General features: G+C 61.2%; 15 protein-coding genes. 9 read left to right on the top strand and 6 right to left on the bottom strand.

Going from position 1 to position 16,338, the window contains the following annotated elements; all coding sequences use genetic code 11:
* The first annotated feature begins 90 nt into the window (after positions 1 to 90).
* Positions 91 to 1,116: a LacI family DNA-binding transcriptional regulator gene (locus tag DDE77_RS01805; protein ID WP_108395706.1), complete on the top strand. Its 1,026-nt coding sequence runs from the start codon at positions 91 to 93 to the stop codon at positions 1,114 to 1,116.
* Positions 1,116 to 1,853 (top strand): precorrin-6A synthase (deacetylating), encoded by a 738-nt coding sequence (gene cobF, locus DDE77_RS01810; protein ID WP_108395707.1) that lies wholly within the window; start codon positions 1,116 to 1,118, stop codon positions 1,851 to 1,853. Before DDE77_RS01805 ends, cobF begins: the two co-directional genes overlap by 1 nt.
* Positions 1,854 to 2,009: 156 nt before the next feature.
* Here cobF and DDE77_RS01815 read toward each other — a convergent pair whose 3' ends face one another.
* The 3 genes from DDE77_RS01815 to DDE77_RS01825 are packed head-to-tail and all read right to left on the bottom strand — an operon-like array spanning position 2,010 to position 4,883.
* On the bottom strand, positions 2,010 to 2,210 hold the full coding sequence (locus DDE77_RS01815; protein ID WP_108395708.1) for a heavy-metal-associated domain-containing protein: 201 nt from the start codon (positions 2,208 to 2,210) through the stop codon (positions 2,010 to 2,012).
* A 1-nt stretch (position 2,211) separates the two neighbouring features.
* Entirely contained in the window at positions 2,212 to 2,622 is a 411-nt protein-coding gene (cueR, locus tag DDE77_RS01820) for a Cu(I)-responsive transcriptional regulator (protein ID WP_108395709.1), read from the bottom strand.
* Positions 2,619 to 4,883 carry a heavy metal translocating P-type ATPase gene (locus tag DDE77_RS01825; RefSeq protein WP_108395883.1) on the bottom strand — a complete coding sequence of 755 codons (2,265 nt, stop codon included), beginning with the start codon at positions 4,881 to 4,883 and terminating at the stop codon, positions 2,619 to 2,621. Before DDE77_RS01825 ends, cueR begins: the two co-directional genes overlap by 4 nt.
* Positions 4,884 to 5,222: 339 nt before the next feature.
* On the opposite strand from DDE77_RS01825, the gene DDE77_RS01830 reads away from it, so the two are divergent.
* Positions 5,223 to 5,369: a DUF1127 domain-containing protein gene (locus tag DDE77_RS01830; RefSeq protein WP_108395710.1), complete on the top strand. Its 147-nt coding sequence runs from the start codon at positions 5,223 to 5,225 to the stop codon at positions 5,367 to 5,369.
* Between the two features lie 74 nt (positions 5,370 to 5,443).
* Here the strand turns inward: DDE77_RS01830 and ybaK are convergent, their stop codons facing one another.
* From ybaK to DDE77_RS01845, 3 genes are all read right to left on the bottom strand, one after another.
* Positions 5,444 to 5,917: a Cys-tRNA(Pro) deacylase gene (ybaK, locus tag DDE77_RS01835; RefSeq protein WP_108395711.1), complete on the bottom strand. Its 474-nt coding sequence runs from the start codon at positions 5,915 to 5,917 to the stop codon at positions 5,444 to 5,446.
* An 89-nt stretch (positions 5,918 to 6,006) separates the two neighbouring features.
* Positions 6,007 to 7,296: an L-rhamnose catabolism isomerase gene (rhaI, locus tag DDE77_RS01840; protein ID WP_108395884.1), complete on the bottom strand. Its 1,290-nt coding sequence runs from the start codon at positions 7,294 to 7,296 to the stop codon at positions 6,007 to 6,009.
* A 140-nt stretch (positions 7,297 to 7,436) separates the two neighbouring features.
* The gene (locus tag DDE77_RS01845) at positions 7,437 to 9,536 is read right to left on the bottom strand and encodes a bifunctional rhamnulose-1-phosphate aldolase/short-chain dehydrogenase (protein WP_108395712.1); all 2,100 of its coding nucleotides are present in this window, start codon (positions 9,534 to 9,536) and stop codon (positions 7,437 to 7,439) included.
* Between the two features lie 181 nt (positions 9,537 to 9,717).
* Between DDE77_RS01845 and DDE77_RS01850 the strand changes: the two genes are divergently transcribed.
* The 6 genes from DDE77_RS01850 (at position 9,718) to osmF (ending at position 16,243) form a co-directional block, all read left to right on the top strand.
* Positions 9,718 to 10,524, top strand: coding sequence for a DeoR/GlpR family DNA-binding transcription regulator (locus DDE77_RS01850; RefSeq protein WP_108395885.1), 807 nt, complete (start codon positions 9,718 to 9,720; stop codon positions 10,522 to 10,524).
* A 39-nt stretch (positions 10,525 to 10,563) separates the two neighbouring features.
* The gene (gene rhaS / locus DDE77_RS01855) at positions 10,564 to 11,550 is read left to right on the top strand and encodes a rhamnose ABC transporter substrate-binding protein (RefSeq protein ID WP_108395713.1); all 987 of its coding nucleotides are present in this window, start codon (positions 10,564 to 10,566) and stop codon (positions 11,548 to 11,550) included.
* Between the two features lie 205 nt (positions 11,551 to 11,755).
* Positions 11,756 to 13,261, top strand: coding sequence for a sugar ABC transporter ATP-binding protein (locus DDE77_RS01860; protein ID WP_108395714.1), 1,506 nt, complete (start codon positions 11,756 to 11,758; stop codon positions 13,259 to 13,261).
* Positions 13,258 to 14,235, top strand: coding sequence for an ABC transporter permease (locus tag DDE77_RS01865; RefSeq protein ID WP_108395715.1), 978 nt, complete (start codon positions 13,258 to 13,260; stop codon positions 14,233 to 14,235). The genes DDE77_RS01860 and DDE77_RS01865 overlap by 4 nt, the downstream gene beginning before the upstream one ends.
* Positions 14,232 to 15,245: an ABC transporter permease gene (locus DDE77_RS01870; protein WP_108395716.1), complete on the top strand. Its 1,014-nt coding sequence runs from the start codon at positions 14,232 to 14,234 to the stop codon at positions 15,243 to 15,245. The genes DDE77_RS01865 and DDE77_RS01870 overlap by 4 nt, the downstream gene beginning before the upstream one ends.
* An 89-nt stretch (positions 15,246 to 15,334) precedes the next feature.
* Entirely contained in the window at positions 15,335 to 16,243 is a 909-nt protein-coding gene (osmF, locus tag DDE77_RS01875) for a glycine betaine ABC transporter substrate-binding protein OsmF (protein WP_108395717.1), read from the top strand.
* Positions 16,244 to 16,338 lie beyond the last annotated feature (95 nt).

The following is a 16,338-nucleotide window of genomic DNA, read 5'->3' on the forward strand; positions in this document are numbered from 1 at the left end:
GCGGGTGAGCCGCTGCGGAGGGTCTGGTGTGCCGTGCACGATCTGCTAAAGGCAGCTGACGCGGGCGCCAGAGGGTGTGCGGGGCGAACAGTGCAGCACCAGAAATTGGCGACAATAGAGGACGTTGCGGCGATAGCCGGAGTGTCCATTGCCACTGTAAGTCGGGCCATCAATGAGCCCACCAAGGTTGCCGATGAGACCCGCCGCAGGGTGAGCGAAGCCATTGCTCAAACGGGTTACACCACCAATGCCATGGCGCGATCCCTGCGCATGCGGCGCTCAAACATGATCCTGATCCTGGCGCCGGATGTGGGTGATCCCAATTTTTCCAACATTCTTGTGGGGCTGGAAACAGAAGCCAGCAAGCGCGGCTATGGCGTGCTGATCGGCAATACGCAGAACGATGCGACGCGCGAGACTGATTATCTGCGCTTCATCAGTTCCAACCAGGCGGACGGCTTGATCCTGTTCACCGGGCATTTGCCTTATGGTTTTGGCAGCGATGGCGGGGAATCGCGGCTGCCGCCCATGGTGGCGGTGAACGAGCCGGTCAGCGACAGCGACGTTCCATTTGTCGGGGTCGACAATTTTGAAGGCGCGCGCGTTGCGGCGGAACATTTGATTTCGCAAGGCCATCGGCGCATCGCCTTTATCGGCCGTTCAACAAGCCGCGCTGTGAACCAACTGCGTGAAAAAGGCTATCGGGCGGCGCTGGAAGGGGCAGGGATCGCTGTTGATCCCCGGCTAATCCTTGATGGTGATGGCACGACGGAAAGCGGCCGGCAGGCTGCCGAGCACATGTTTGTCCGCGATGTGCTGCCCACCGCTTTCTTTTGCGTCAACGACGCAACGGCTCTGGGTGTCATCATCTCGCTGAATGCGCGACGCTATGACCTGCCGCGCGAGTTCTCGGTCATGGGCTTTGATGATATTTCCTTTGCAAGCTTCGTCAGCCCTTCGCTGACCACGATGAAGCAGCCGCGCCTCAAGATCGGCGAGGAAGCAATGGATTTGCTGCTGGCCCGGCTTGAAGGGCAGCCGCTGGAGCGCAAGGAAGTGCTGCTGCGAGCCGAATTGATCGTGCGCAATTCGGTGAGCCGGCTGGGGCGCGAGTAATGTCAAAAACAATCCTGATCGTGGGCATCGGCGCTGGCCACCCCGAGCATATAACCGTTCAAGCAATCAATGCGCTGAACCGGGCTGATGTGTTGTTTATCCCGGACAAGGGCGCCGGGAAGGCCGATCTGGCTGATCTGCGGCGAAGTATTGTCCATCGCTATGTGACCAATCCGCAAAGCCAGATGCTCGGCTATGCCGTGCCGCAGCGCGATTTGGGCAATCCCGATTATGGGCAGAGCGTTGAGGATTGGCACAATGCGCTGGCGGCGCAGTTTGGGGACTTGCTCGATGCGGTGCCTGAAGGCGGCGCAGGGGCGTTCCTGGTGTGGGGGGATCCCGGGCTTTATGACAGTACGATCCGGATCATCGAGCGGCTGAGGCGCAGCCGATCCGTGGAGGTCGAGGTCGTTCCGGGCATCACTTCGATTCAGGCTTTGACCGCCGCGCATGGAATTGCGCTCAATCGCATCGGCGAGCCAGTTCACATCACGACCGGGCGCCAACTGGGGCCAGTTGAAGCCGACACTGTCGTAATGCTGGATGGGCAAACAGCTTTTCTCCAAGCCGATCCTGACCTGCTGATTTTCTGGGGCGCCTATCTCGGCACCCCGGATGAGATCGTGATCTCGGGGAGATTGGGCGAGGTGCGGGACCGGATTGCCGCCACGCGGAAGCAAGCGCGCGAGCGGCATGGGTGGATCATGGACACCTATTTGTTGCGGAAGGCGGAGTAGCGCACCAGCTTGCTGGCGCCACGGCCTCGTGGTTCGACAGGCTCACCATGAGGCCTACTCCGGTTTCCCTGAGCGTCCAGAGGGTTCAGCCGCGCTAACCCAAGCTCCCAGTAGCCATCATGTTGAGCCTGTCGAACCATGAGGGTGTGCCTCGATCTAGGCAGCCTCGGGCGTATAGCCAGCTTCGCGGATGGCTTCTTCGCCTTTGGCGCGATCGCCTGTGAACTCCACCTTGTGGCTGGCCAGATCCACGGAGATTTCCGCGCCGGGCAGCGCTTCTTCCAGCGCCTTGCGCACGGTGCCAACGCAGTGGCCGCATGTCATGTCATTGACGGTGAAAATAGTTTTCTCGGTCATGTCAGTGTCCTTTCGTCGCGATGGTTTCGCCAGCCAGATCGTCGAGGATCGGGCAGTCGGGGCGGTTGTCGCCGCCGCAGCAATGGGCGAGGTGCTTAAGCGTGTTCACCATGCCCTGTAGTTCGCTGATCTTGGTTTCGAGCGCGCTGATATGGCGGGTGGCGATGTCCTTGACCTCAGCGCTGGCGCGGGACTTGTCCTCCCACAGGCTGAGGAGCGTTGCTGTTTCCTCGACGGAAAAGCCCAGCGTGCGCGCCCGTTTGATGAAGCGCAGCACATGCACCTCGTCCGCACCATAGACCCGGTAATTGCTGTCGGTGCGCGAAGGAGGGCGGAACAGGCCGATCGATTCGTAGTAGCGGATCATCTTGGCCGAGACGCCTGAGGCGCTGGAGGCTTGCCCGATGTTCATGTGCGCACTCCTTTGACGGTTCGAAGACGCTGTGCGTTGCCAACGACGAACACTGAGGACAGTGCCATCGCGCCAGCGCCAATCATGGGGTTGAGCAGAATCCCGAAGGCGGGATAAAGGGCGCCGGCAGCAAGGGGGATCAGCAGCACGTTGTAGCCGAAGGCCCAGAACAGGTTTTCCCAGATGTTCTTCATCGTTGCGCGGCTGATTGTAAGTGCATCGAGCACACCCTTGAGGTCGCCACCCAGCAGCACCACGTCGGCGCTCTCAATGGCGGCATCGGTTCCGGTGCCCACGGCAATGCCGATATCGGCTTGCGCAAGGGCAGGGGCGTCATTGATGCCGTCGCCGACGAAAGCTACCGGACCCAGCGCGCGCAGGTCTTTCAGGGTCGCGACCTTGTCGGCGGGCAGAACTTCCGCGCGCACTTCGTCGATGCCGAGCTGGCGGGCAATCGCCTCGGCCGTGCGTTGGTTGTCGCCCGAGATCATCACGGTTTTGAGGCCCATGGCATGGAGCGCTGCGATTACCGCCTTGCTCGATGGCTTGATGGTGTCGGCCACGACAATGGCAGCGGCGAGCTTGTCGTCGATCGCAGCAAAGACCGGAGTCTTTCCTTCATCGGCCAAGCGCTCGATGGTTTCGGCAAAATCCGAGAAATCAAGATGCTTGAGGTGGCGCTGCGAGCCGATGGAGACTAGACGGCCACCGACGCGGGCGGTGACGCCATTGCCAGCATGAGCCTGGAAGTCGGTGACAGTCCCAGGCGGCAAGGCAGCTTTTTCTGCGGCCGCGACAATGGCTGCTGCGATCGGGTGCTCCGACTTGGCTTCCACAGCGGCGACAAGGGCTAGGACTTCGTCATGCTCGAAATCATCGTCGAGGATGAGATCGGTCAGAACGGGCTTGCCTTGGGTCAGCGTGCCCGTTTTGTCGAAGGCGACGACCTTGGCGTCCCGCAATTGCTGCAGGGCTTCGCTCTTGCGGAACAAGACGCCCAGTTCTGCGGCCCGGCCGGTGCCGACCATGATGGAGGTGGGCGTGGCAAGGCCCATGGCGCAAGGGCAGGCGATGATCAGGACGGCCACCGCATTGACGAGGCCAAAGGTGTAGGCGGGCTCCGGCCCCCACACAGCCCAGACGGCAAAGGTCAGGATGGCCAGGGCGATGACCGCGGGTACGAACCACAGGGTAATCTTGTCGACGACGCCCTGAATCGGCAGCTTGCCGCCTTGGGCTTCTTCAACCATCCGGATGATCTGCGCCAGCATCGTATCGCCGCCGACCTTGGTCGCGCGGAAGCTGAAGCTGCCGGAAGTGTTGATGGTTCCGCCGACCACGGATGCACCCACAGTCTTCGAGACCGGCAGGGGCTCGCCAGAGATCATCGACTCGTTAATGTGGCTGGCGCCTTCGATGATCTCGCCATCAACGGCGATCTTCTCGCCAGGGCGGACAATGATGATGTCGCCGGCAACGACCTGCTCCACGGGAAGCTCGACAATGGCGCCGTTGCGCTGGACCCGGGCCGTCTTGGCTTGTTCGCGGACAAGGCGCTGGATGGCTTCGCCAGTGCGACCCTTGGCCCTGGCTTCAAGAAGCCGACCAACCAGGATCAAGGTGACGATCACGGCCGCGGCTTCATAATAAACGTAGCGAGTGCCTTGCGGCAACACCTGCGGGGCGAAGGTCGCGACGGCCGAGTAAAGGTAGGCGGCGCCAGAGCCCAGGGCGACCAGGGAGTTCATCTCCGGGGCGCCGCGCAGCAGGGCAGGGATACCGATGCGGAAGAAGCGCCAGCCGGGGACGAAAAGGACGATTGTCGTGGCAATGAAGTAGAGCGTCCACAGCAGCTGCGTGGGCGCAATGGACATCAGCCACATGTGGAAGGGCATGTAGAGATGCCCGCCCATCTCCAGGACAAAGAGCGGCAGCGTCAGGGCGCCAGCGATGAGCACGTCGCGCCGTAGCACGGCAGCGTCTTCATCGTGGTGATGGTGGGACCCGTGGCCGGGATGATGGGCTTCAGGGGTCTTGGTCGCCTTGTAACCGGCTTTCTCCACCGCCTTGAGAAGCGGGTCCAGGTCCTTGCCCTCGCTGAGCTGCACCGTGGCGCGCTGGGTAGCGAGGTTCACCGAGGCCGAGGCGACACTGGGAACCTTGAGCAGGCTCTTCTCGACGCGGGCCACGCAGGAGGCGCAGGTCATGCCTTCGATGTCGATGTCGATGGATATGGGCTTAGATTGGACGTGTTCGTTCATGGCATTCACCTCGTCCCCATTCATATAGACCTTCCAACAATGGGAAGGTCAAGGGCGGAGGGTGAATTCTGGGAGGTTCCAGCTCCATGCATGGCTGCTGACCAGATGGTAAAATTTGAATTAAATGTGGGTATCTCCAAAACTACGATAATTGGCAGATAAGTTTCAGTGACTTAGTGATGTTTGCTCTTCCTGTTTGCGCTGTTCTCGCTGCCTATGCGCTCCGAGCGCCTGCCTCTTCCTTGTGCACCCAGTGCATAACGGATGTGCACGAAGTCCACCTTCTAATCACGACCGGTCCGCTCTACATAGAGGTCATCAAACGAAGGGGAACCGAAAATGAACATCCGCCAGAAAATCGCACAGTTTGCACAGTATCAGCGCACGATGCGCGAGCTTAACGCTCTCGACGCTCGCCAGCTCAATGATCTGGGCATCACCAAGGGCGACATCAAGAACATCGCTCGCGGCCAGTACACCAACTAAGACTTGGTTCTTACTGCAAGACTGTAGATGAAGGCGTCCAATCGGGCGCCTTTTGTCTTTTCTCCCTCCTGTTTTTACCGGATCAAATCTGCCATCTTCCCGCCAACGGCGGTGAGGAGGTCGTCCGGCTTGATGCGGATCTGCAATCCGCGCTGACCTCCATTGAGGAAGCACTCTTCCTCCAGGGTGGCGAGCTCTTCAACAGCCGTCGGCACCTGCTTTTTCTGCCCAAACGGGCTGATGCCTCCCACCTTGTAGCCTGTCAAACGCTCCGCATCGGCGGGCTTCATCATGTAAGCCGATTTGCCTCCAAAAGCGGCAGCGAGCTTTTTCATGTTGACCTCCTCGTCCGATGGAACGACCACGCAGACCGGCTTGCCATCGACCTCGGCCATCAACGTCTTGAGCACGATGGAGGGCGAAACCCCCAAAGCCTCGGCCGCTTGCAGCCCGACACGGTCTGCGTCTGGGTCATAGTCATAGGTGGCGGTGCTGAACGGCACGCCAGCCTTGGTGAGCGCTATGGTAGCGGGGGTGGTTTTGGACAATGTTCGACTTTTCCTCGTCGGAAGAAAAAGATGGCCCCGGATTGCTCCGGAGCCCGTATTCTAAGCGTGGCCACGCGCGGGTGGAAAGATCAGACGATGCCGCTGGAGCCCGCTTCCACAGCAGGCCGGATTTCCGCGACTTTCTGGCGGTATTTGGAGGCGCGGTAGGTGCCGAGCAGGTCAATGGCGCCGCCCTTTTCGAGGCGCGACATGGCCAAGATCGGCTCCACATCGGTGCGGAAAGCGGTTCGCAGATGCTGCGTTGCGGTTAGCAGACTGTTATCGTCTTGCGCCTCCAATAGGCCCTTACGGTCAACCAGAAGCGCCTGCGCATAGGCGCGCTGCACGTCGGAGGCCGACAGCATCAAGGACTCGATCGGATCGGTCACGTTGTGAGACTGATCGAGCATGTGGGCCGGGTGGAAATCGGCGTCGCGCGTTTCGATGTCGACCAGTTCGTTGAAGACGAGGAACAGGCGATAGGGATCGATCGAGCCGGCGTCGAGATCGTCGTCACCATATTTGCTGTCGTTGAAGTGGAAGCCACCGAGCTTGCCGAACTGGGCCAGGCGCGAGACGATCATCTCGATGTTGACGTTGGGCGCATGGTGGCCGAGGTCGACGAGGCAGAAGGCCTTTTCGCCAAGCTCCTGGGCGATGATGTAATTGGTGCCCCAATCCTGCACGACGGTGGAATAGAAGGCCGGCTCGTACATCTTGTGTTCGGTATAGATGCGCCAATCGTCGGGCAGGGCGGCATAGATGGCCTTGGCGGAGTCAAGATAGCGCTCGAACTGCGTGGCGAAGTTCACCTGGCCGGGGAAGTTGGAGCCATCGCCGATCCAGACGGTGAGGGCCTTGGAGCCGATGGTCTTGCCGATCTCGATGCACTCGAGATTGTGCTCGATGGCCTGCTGCCGCGTGGCGGCGTCGGCGGCGGAGAGCGAACCATATTTGTAGCTCTGGATTTGCCCCTTGGCGTCGGCGAAGGTGTTGGAGTTCATCGCGTCGAATCCGAGATTGAAGCGCGATGCGGCTTGCTTGAGCCGGTTCGGATCGGCTTTGTCCCACGGGATGTGGAGGGAGACCGTGTTGGTTGCCTGCGTCAGCTGGGCGATGACGGCGCAATCCTCGATTTTGTCGAAGATATCGCGTGGTTCGCCAGGGCCGGGGAAGCGGGCAAAGCGTGTGCCGCCCGTGCCGACGCCCCAGGAGGGGACGGCGATGTTGAAGGCCGCGACCTTTTGCTTGATGGCGTCGATGGAAATGCCGCGCCTGTCGAGACGCTCGCCGAGGGAGTCGTAGTCGGTGCGAAGGTTTGCTTCGTGCCTGGCGTTTTCGGCCTCGACCACGGATGGGTCAATCATGTGTTCGGTCATTTGTTTTTCCTCCACTCGCTCTCACACACCCGGTGTCATCCCGGCCTTGAGCCGGGATCCATCTTGAGATCTCAGGATGGGCCCCGGGTCGAGCCCGGGGTGACATTGTGGGTGTGGGGAGAAAGTGCCTCCTCTTTTTCTTACCGCGTGAACGACTGCGCGTTACCGGCGTCGACGTTGATGATGTTGCCCGTGGATTTGGCCGAGGCTTCCGAGGCGAAGAAGTAGATGGCTTCGGCGATGTCTTCGGGGAACACGGAGCGCTTGAGCATGGAGCGCTGGCGATACATTTCCTCAAGCCCATCCTTGTCAGTCTTGTAGGTCGAGGCGCGCTGCTCGAGCCATTCGCCGGCCCAGATCTTGGACCCGCGCAGGACCGCGTCGGGATTGACCACGTTGACGCGGATCTGTGCTTCGGCCCCTTCCAGAGCGAGGCAGCGCGCAAGATGAATCTCGGCAGCCTTGGCGGTGCAATAGGCCGAGGCGTTGGGCGAAGCGGCTAGGCCGTTCTTGGACGCCACGAATACGACATTGCCGCCGATCTTTTGCGCGCGGAACAGGCGGAAGGCTTCGCGGCTCACGAGGAAATAGCCCGTGGACAGGATGTCCATGTTCTTGTTCCAGAGCTCGAGCGTGGTGTCCTCGATGGGCGCCGAGGAGGCAAGGCCCGCATTGGAGACGAGGATGTCGAGGCCGCCGAACTCCACGACCGCATGGGCAAAGCCTGCGATAACCTGCTCTTCCCGCGTGACGTTGATGTTGGCGGGACGAACGAAATCCTTGCCGAAGACGGAGCTCAGTTCTTCCGTGGCGTTGTCGAGCGCGGTCTGGTCGATGTCGGCGAGCACAACGCAGGCGCCTTCACGCAAGAGGCGGGCGGCCGTGGCCTTGCCGATGCCGCCGGCACCGCCGGTGACGAGAGCGATCTTTCCGGCGAGGGATTTCGGCTTGGGCAAGCGCTGGAGCTTTGCTTCCTCGAGCAGCCAGTATTCGATGTCGAAGGCTTCCTGCTCGGGCAGGCCCTGGTACTCGCTGACGGTCGAGGCGCCGCGCATCACGTTGATGGCGTTGACATAGAATTCGCCGGAAATGCGGGCGGTGGCCTTGTCCTTGGCGAAGGTGATCATGCCGACGCCGGGGATGAGGTAGACCACGGCATTGGGGTCGCGAATGGCGGGCGAGTTGTCGTGCTTGGAGCGTCCGTAATATGCGGTGTAATCCGCACGATAGGCCGCGATGGCGTCGGCAAGACCGGCGATCACCGCATCCACGTCGGGGTTGGCCGGATCGAACTCGATCACCAGCGGGCGGATCTTGGTACGCAGGAAATGGTCGGGGCAGGAGGTGCCGAGCGTTGCCAGCGGACGGAGGTTCTTCGAATTGACAAATTCCAGCACGGCGGCGGAATCGTCGAAATGGCCGAGCTTGTGGCTGTCTTCGGAGATGAAGCCGCGGATCTTGGGCATGAGCTTGGCGGCGATGGCGCGACGCTGTTCCGCGGGCAGGGCTTCAACGGCCTGGCCACCAAAGATAGTCTTGCCGGCGGTTTCCTTTTCAAACCATTCGATGGCCTGGTTGATGATGCCGATCGTGGTTTCGTAGCATTCCTTGGGCGTGTCGCCCCAGGTGAAGAGGCCGTGCGATTCAAGGATCACGCCCTTGGCGCTGGGGTTTTCCTCGCAGAACTTGCCCAGCCAGAGGCCCAGCTCAAAGCCTGGCTTCTTCCAAGGGAGCCAGCCGATCGCATCGCCAAAGATCTGCTGGGTGAGTTCGCGCGAATTTTTGGAGGCCGCGATGGCAATGATCGCATCGGGGTGCATGTGATCGACGAACGGGCGGTTCACATAGGCGTGGAGCGGCGTGTCGATGGAGGCGGCACGCGGGTTAAGGTTGAATGTGGCGTGGGGGAGGTAGCCCACCATCTCGTCTTCGAACTCGACGCCCCGGTAAAGACCCTTCAGGGCGCGCAGCTTGTCCATGTAGAGCGTGGCAAAGCCATCGAGCTTTATCGAGGCGCTGTCGCCGCCCGAGCCCTTGACCCAAAGAACTTCAACCATTTCGCCGGTGAGCGGGTCCTTCTGCATGATCTTGGAGGAGGTGTTGCCGCCACCATAGTTGGTCACGCGCTTGTCGCTGCCCAGGAGATTGGAGCGATAAACGAGACGTTCCGGCTCGCTCATGGCAGCGGCCTTGCCGTCATCCCAAAGGTTCGCAAGGCGCTGCGGCGCGGTGGTGGACATGGGGTCTCCTCCAAATGAGTTCTGTTCGTGAGTTGAGCGGAGATGGCCACGATCACCCATCAGTGTCAATCATAAACAATCAACGATGATCGTCAGGCTGCGTTCATGTTCGTTGCTGACGGTTTGCTGATTGACACTGATCAGATTCAGTGTGAAGGAATGCGTATGGAGGATGGCAGCATTGCATGAGAGCGAGCGACATAGGGTTATCCTGGCGGCGGTTCAGAGCCGGCCGATGATGACCGTTGCCGATCTGTGCGAGGTTACCGGCTCCTCGGAGGCGACCATCCGCCGGGATATCGCGGCGCTCGACGAGCGTGGTGAACTGCGGCGCGTGCGCGGCGGGGCAGAGGCGGTGAATCCGCCCGAGCAGTCCGCACTGATGGGGCGGCCGTTTTCGGTCAATGAAACCATCAACATCGCGCAGAAACGCGCCATTGCTCGCGCAGCGGTGGATCTCTGCCGCGACGGCGAGCCCATCATCATCAATGGCGGCACGACGACCTACCAGATGGTGCATCATCTGACGGGCCGGCGGCTCAGCGTCTTCACCAACAGCTTCGCCATTGCCGAGTATCTGATTCATAACTCACGATGTTCCGTCGTTATTCCCGGCGGCACGGTCTATCGCGAGCAGAACGTGATCCTGTCGCCTTTTGGCGGCGTCGTGGCCTCGCATTTCTATGCCAAGCGCATGTTCCTGGGGTGCCAGGGGATCGGTGCGCATGGGCTTATGGAAGCCGACCCCATGGTTGTGCAGTCCGAGCTGGGGCTGATCGGGCAGGCGGACGAAGTGATCGTGCTTGCCGATTCATCCAAGTTTTCGGGGAGATCGAGCCTCATCCTGTGTGGGCTCGACCGAATAGCCGCTGTCATTAGCGATAGCGGAATACGCGACGAAGACCGCCAAATGCTGGAAACGGCAGGCGTGCGGCTTATCGTGGCGGACACAAGTGCCTCGGGCGAGCGGCAAGCTGCCGTCGCTTGAGGCGAAAAACGACCAATGATCCTTGGGAGGAAAACTGAAATGAAGCTTTTCAAAGTCCTGGCTGCCACCACTGCCGTTGCAGTGCTGCTCGCCGCCCCCGCCTATGCACAGACCCGCATCGCGCTGGTCGTTAAATCGCTCGGCAACGGCTTCTTCGATGCCGCCAACAAGGGCGCGCAGGAAGCGGCCGCCGAACTGGGCGATGTGGAAGTGATCTATACCGGCCCGACCGCCGCAACGGCAGAAGCCCAGATCGAAGTCGTCAACTCGCTGATCGCGCAGCAGGTCGATGCCATCGCGATCTCGGCCAACGATCCTGACGCACTGGTGCCGGCGCTGCAGCGCGCCATGCAGCGCGGCATCAAGGTCGTGTCGTTCGACTCGGGCGTTGCCGAAGAAGGCCGCCAGATCCACCTCAACCCATCCGACACCGCGCTGATCGGCGAGACCATCATCAAGCTGGCCGCCGACTATCTGCCAGAAGGTGGTGACGTGGCGATCCTGTCGGCGGCATCAACCGCGACCAACCAGAACGCCTGGATCGACGCCGCCAAGGCTGCGCTGCCCGAGAAGTTCCCCAACATCAATCTCGTGGCGACCGTTTATGGCGACGACGACTCGGTGAAATCCACCGACGAAGCCAAGGGCCTGATCGCGGCTTACCCCGATCTCAAGGCCATCATCGCACCGACCACGGTGGGCGTTGTGGCGGCAGCCCAGGTGGTGACCGACCAGAACCTCATTGGCAAGATCAACGTGACGGGCCTCGCGCTGCCATCCGAGTTCAAGCAGTTCATCGACAATGGCGCCTCGCAAGCCGTGGCGCTGTGGAACCCGATCGATCTGGGCTACTCGGCCGTGATGCTGGCTGACCAGCTGATCGACGGCAAGGAAGCCGCTCCCGGGGAAACCTTCTCGATCGGCCGCGTGGGCGAAGTGACCCTGGACGATACGAACGCCGCTGCAATGGCCGTGCCGTTCCAGTTCGACAAGACCAACATCGAAGAGTTCGCTGCGATCTATTGATCTGAACCAACCCCGGCGCTTCGGCGCCGGGCGATCGTGGCACCAAGCTGCCACATGCAACGGGTTCACCCTTCCCCTTGCGGGGAGGGCAGGGTGGGGGTGCGTGAGCCTCGATATTCGGGCCAATCGACCCCCACCCTTGATCCCTCCCGCAAGGGGGAGGGTGTCGACTGAGACACCCTGCCTAGCAAAAACCAAGGCCCCTATGACCGACCCGATCCTCACCCTTTCCGGCATCAGCAAGAGCTTTCCCGGCGTGCGGGCGCTCAATGGCGTCTCGCTAGAGCTTTATGCCGGCGAGGTCACCGCGCTGATCGGCGAGAACGGGGCGGGCAAGTCGACGCTGGTCAAGACAATGACGGGTATCTACCAGCCCGATGCGGGGGAAATCTGGGTGGCCGGCAAGGTCGTTACGCTGCCGACGGCGCATTCGGCATCGGCGGTGGGCATCACGGCAATCCATCAGGAAACCGTCCTCTTTGACGAGATGACGGTGGCCGAGAACATCTATCTGGGCCATGCGCCGCGCAATCGCTGGGGCATGATCGATTGGCGCACCATGCGGGCGGAAGCGAAGAAGACGCTGGACGCGATGGCGGCGGGGATCGATCCCGATATCAAGCTCAAGGAATTGGGCATCGCCAAGAAGCATCTGGTGGCGGTGGCGCGGGCGCTGTCCATCGATGCGCAGGTTGTCATTATGGACGAGCCCACGGCGGCGCTGAGCCAGAAGGAAATCGAGGAGCTCTATGTCCTGATCGAACTGCTGAAGCAGGACGGCAAGGCGATCCTCTTCATCTCGCACAAGTTCGACGAGATCTATCGCATCGCCGACCGGTTCACCGTGTTCCGCGACGGCGAGCAGGTAGGCAAGGGGCTGATCAGGGACACGGCGCAAAGCCAGATCGTGCAGATGATGGTTGGCCGGGCAGTGGATCAGATCTTTCCCGAGCGCACCGCCGCCATCGGCGAGACGGTGCTGAAGGCCAAGGGGCTGAGCCATCCCACCGAGTTCGAGGACATCTCCTTTGCGGTGCGCAAGGGCGAGATCCTGGGGTTTTATGGTTTGGTGGGGGCAGGGCGCTCCGAGGTGATGCAGGCCGTGTTCGGCATGACGCAACCCTCGAGTGGCACGCTTGTGCTGAACGGGCAGACCATTGCGCCCAAATCCGCTGCCGATGCCGTCGAGGCGGGCATTGTGTATGTGCCCGAGGAACGCGGCAAGCAGGGTGTCATTACGGGCGAGCCGATCTTCAAGAACGTCTCGCTCCCGTCGCTGCGCAAGACGTCGAAGTCCGGCTTTTTGCGGCTGGCCGAAGAATATGCGCTGGCGCGGACCTATACCGAGCGGCTGGATCTGCGCGCGTCATCGCTGAGCCAGGACGTATCGACGCTTTCGGGCGGCAACCAGCAGAAGGTGGTGATCGCCAAGTGGCTCGCGACGCTGCCCAAGGTGATCATTCTCGATGAACCCACCAAGGGCATCGACATCGGCTCCAAGGCGGCCGTGCACCAGTTCATGAGCGAATTGGTAGCCGAGGGGTTGAGCGTCATCATGGTATCGTCCGAACTGCCCGAAGTGCTGGGGATGAGCGACCGCATTGTCGTGATGCGCGAAGGGCGGATCATCGACACGCTAGACAACAAGGGCCTGCAGCCCGAAACGCTGGTGCGCCTCGCCGCCGGCATTGCCGAGGAGCAGGCAGCATGAAGGCGCTGGGCAAACATCGCGAAATCTGGCTCGGGCTCGCAATCCTGCTGCTGCTGGTGATCGTCACGGCGCGCTTCCCGCGCTTTGCGCAGCCGCAGAACCTGCTGACCATCTTCAACGATACTTCCATCCTGATGATGCTGGCGCTGGGGCAGATGCTGGTGATCCTCACCCGCTCCATCGACCTTTCCATGGCCGCCAATCTTGCGCTCACGGGCATGATCGTCGCGATGACCAATGCGGCTTTTCCCGGCGTGCCGGTGCCGCTGTTGATGGCGATGTGTGTCGTAATCGGCGCTGGCCTGGGTGCGTTCAATGGCGTCCTGGTGTGGAAGCTGAGCATTCCGCCAATTGTCGTGACGCTGGGCACGCTCACCATCTATCGCGGACTGGTGTTCGTAATTTCCAATGGCGCCTGGGTCAACGCGGCGCAGATGAGTTCAGATTTCATCAATCTGCAGCGCACGGTGTTTCTGGGCCTGCCGCTCCTGAGCTGGTTTGCCATTGTCGCGGCCGTCCTGTTCTGGCTGCTGATGACGCGCACGCCGCTGGGGCGTTCCTTCTATGCCATCGGGGTGAACCCCACCGCATCGGTTTATACCGGCATCAATGTGGGCCGCACCAAGTTCATGGCGTTTACCATTGCAGGCGCCATGGCAGGGTTGTGCGGCTACCTCTGGGTGTCGCGCTATGTGATCGCCTCGACCGAAGTCGCCAGCGGTTATGAATTGACCATTATCGCGGCCTGCGTGATCGGCGGCGTGTCGATTGCCGGTGGCATCGGCACCGTTGGAGGCGTGCTGCTGGGTGCTATATTCCTCGGCGTCATCAACAACGCGCTGCCCGTCATCAACATTTCTCCATTCTGGCAGATGGCGATTTCGGGCTCCGCAATCCTCTTGGCTGTGGTGCTCAATGCCCGGGGCGAAAAGCGCAAGGGCCGGATCATTCTGAAGAAGGCGGAAGCCGTATGACCGACACAACAGCAACGCCTCGCCGCCTGCCCAATCGGCTGGACAATCCTTTCAAGTCGACCGTTCTGAGCTGGGAAGGCCTATTGGTATTGGTGGCGGTGGCCATCTTCATCCTCAATTCGTTCGCTTCGCCCTACTTCCTGAACGAATGGTCCCTTTCGGACATGACGTTCAATTTCACCGAGAAAGCCTTGATCGCGCTCGCCATGGCGCTGCTGATCATCTCGGGCGAAATTGACCTTTCGGTAGCGGCGATCATTGCATTGGCATCGACGCTGATGGGCTGGGCGCTGCAATTTGGTGCCGACACGCCCGTGCTGGTCGCCATTGGCGTTGGGACGGGAATTGCCTGTGGCGCGTTCAACGGGTTCCTGGTGACGGGGCTCAAGCTGCCCTCGATCGTGGTCACCATCGGCACGATGAGCCTGTTCCGCGGCATCAGCTTCATCATCCTGGGCGACCAGAGCTTCAAGGGCTATCCGCCGAGCTTTTCCTGGTTCGGACAGGGCTATGTCTGGTGGGTGATTTCGTTCGAGCTGGTGCTATTTCTCGTCTGCGCCGCCGTTTATTTTGTGCTGCTGCAGCGCACCAATTTCGGGCGCCGAGTCTATGCCATCGGCAATAACGATGTGGCGGCGGAATTCTCGGGCGTGCGTGTCGCGCGCACCAAGTTTGTCCTCTTCTGCCTCACCGGGCTGATGAGCGGCATGGCGGCCGTGCTGCTGACGGCGCGGCTGGGATCGACGCGACCGTCAATCGCCGAAGGTTGGGAGCTCGAGGCCATCACCATGGTGGTGCTGGGCGGCGTCTCGATCCTGGGCGGCGCCGGCACGATCGTGGGCGTGGTGTTGGCCGCCCTGATTATGGGGTTGGTGACGTTTGGGCTTGGGCTGCTCAATGTACCGGGGATCGTTATGTCGATCTTTATCGGCGCGCTGCTGATCCTGGTGATCGCCCTGCCGATCCTGTGGCGCATGTGGCGCCAGCGTACCGCCGTGCGCAGCGCGTAATTTCCGGGTAGCCGATTTCTGCCGATAAGATAGTCTGCCATCAGCCGGGAGCGCCCTTGGGAGGCGCTCCGTGGAAAACGGAGTTATCTATGCGCCTCAAATCCATGCTTCTGAGCGCTGCGGCGCTGGCCTTGTCGATGACGGCAGCCCATGCCCAGGTCGTTGTTTCCTCCAAGATCGACACCGAAGGCGGCGTTCTAGGCAACATCATCAAGCAAGTGCTCCAATCCAACGACATTGCGGTGGAGGACCGGATCCAGCTGGGCGGCACGCCGATCATGCGCGAGGCTATCATGGCCGGCGAGATCGACATCTATCCCGAATATACCGGCAATGGGGCGTACTTCTTTGACCGCGCCGAGGACCCGATCTGGAACGATGCAGCGTCCGCCTATGCCGAAGTGGCGCGGCTCGACTACGAAACCAACAAGATCGTGTGGTTGTCGCCATCGCCGGCCAACAACACCTGGGCCGTGGCCGTGCGCGACGATTTGGCCGAGGCCAACAATCTGACGACCTTTTCTGAGTTCGGCGCCTGGGTCGCCGGGGGCGGTGAGGTCAAGCTCGCGGCTTCCGCCGAGTTCGTGAACTCTCCGGCCGCGCTGCCCAAATTCCAGGAGGTCTATGGCTTCACCCTTGCGCCCAATCAGCTGGTGACGCTCTCGGGTGGCGATACGGCAGCAACCATTGCCGCAGCGGCGCAGCAGACCAGTGGCGTCAACGCGGCGATGGTTTATGGCACCGATGGCGGCATTGCATCATCGGGGCTAAGGGTTCTCGAGGACGACAAGGGGGTGCAGCCGGTTTACCAGCCCGCACCCATCATCCGCGAGGAGGTGTTGGCACAATATCCGCAGATCGAGGAATTGCTCAAACCCGTGTTCGAGGGGCTGACACTCGAGGCCTTGCAGGAGCTGAACGGGCGCGTGCAGGTTGGCGGGGAAGCGGCTTCGGCCGTGGCCGCGGATTACCTCGCGCAGAACGGGTTTGTGGAATAGCGGCGACCGAAGTGAGGAGCCCCTCGGACAAGTCCGAGGGCAAGCTCTCGGGTCGAGTCTGAGGGTGAGGGTCTTCCCTTGATCTTTGGCCGGGC

The sequence above is a fragment of the Devosia submarina genome (assembly GCF_003056345.1).
In the GTDB taxonomy this organism is placed as follows: Bacteria; Pseudomonadota; Alphaproteobacteria; order Rhizobiales; family Devosiaceae; genus Devosia; species Devosia submarina.

What these genes read in the sequence shown, in the direction of transcription:
- DDE77_RS01870 (WP_108395716.1), top strand. Translation starts at nt 14,232, where the DNA reads ATGACCGACACAACAGCAACGCCTCGCCGCCTGCCCAATCGGCTGGAC.
- DDE77_RS01860 (WP_108395714.1), top strand. Translation starts at nt 11,756, where the DNA reads ATGACCGACCCGATCCTCACCCTTTCCGGCATCAGCAAGAGCTTTCCC.
- DDE77_RS01825 (WP_108395883.1), bottom strand. Translation starts at nt 4,883, where the DNA reads ATGAACGAACACGTCCAATCTAAGCCCATATCCATCGACATCGACATC.
- DDE77_RS01815 (WP_108395708.1), bottom strand. Translation starts at nt 2,210, where the DNA reads ATGACCGAGAAAACTATTTTCACCGTCAATGACATGACATGCGGCCAC.
- osmF (WP_108395717.1), top strand. Translation starts at nt 15,335, where the DNA reads ATGCGCCTCAAATCCATGCTTCTGAGCGCTGCGGCGCTGGCCTTGTCG.
- cobF (WP_108395707.1), top strand. Translation starts at nt 1,116, where the DNA reads ATGTCAAAAACAATCCTGATCGTGGGCATCGGCGCTGGCCACCCCGAG.
- cueR (WP_108395709.1), bottom strand. Translation starts at nt 2,622, where the DNA reads ATGAACATCGGGCAAGCCTCCAGCGCCTCAGGCGTCTCGGCCAAGATG.
- DDE77_RS01845 (WP_108395712.1), bottom strand. Translation starts at nt 9,536, where the DNA reads ATGTCCACCACCGCGCCGCAGCGCCTTGCGAACCTTTGGGATGACGGC.
- DDE77_RS01865 (WP_108395715.1), top strand. Translation starts at nt 13,258, where the DNA reads ATGAAGGCGCTGGGCAAACATCGCGAAATCTGGCTCGGGCTCGCAATC.
- rhaI (WP_108395884.1), bottom strand. Translation starts at nt 7,296, where the DNA reads ATGACCGAACACATGATTGACCCATCCGTGGTCGAGGCCGAAAACGCC.
- DDE77_RS01830 (WP_108395710.1), top strand. Translation starts at nt 5,223, where the DNA reads ATGAACATCCGCCAGAAAATCGCACAGTTTGCACAGTATCAGCGCACG.
- rhaS (WP_108395713.1), top strand. Translation starts at nt 10,564, where the DNA reads ATGAAGCTTTTCAAAGTCCTGGCTGCCACCACTGCCGTTGCAGTGCTG.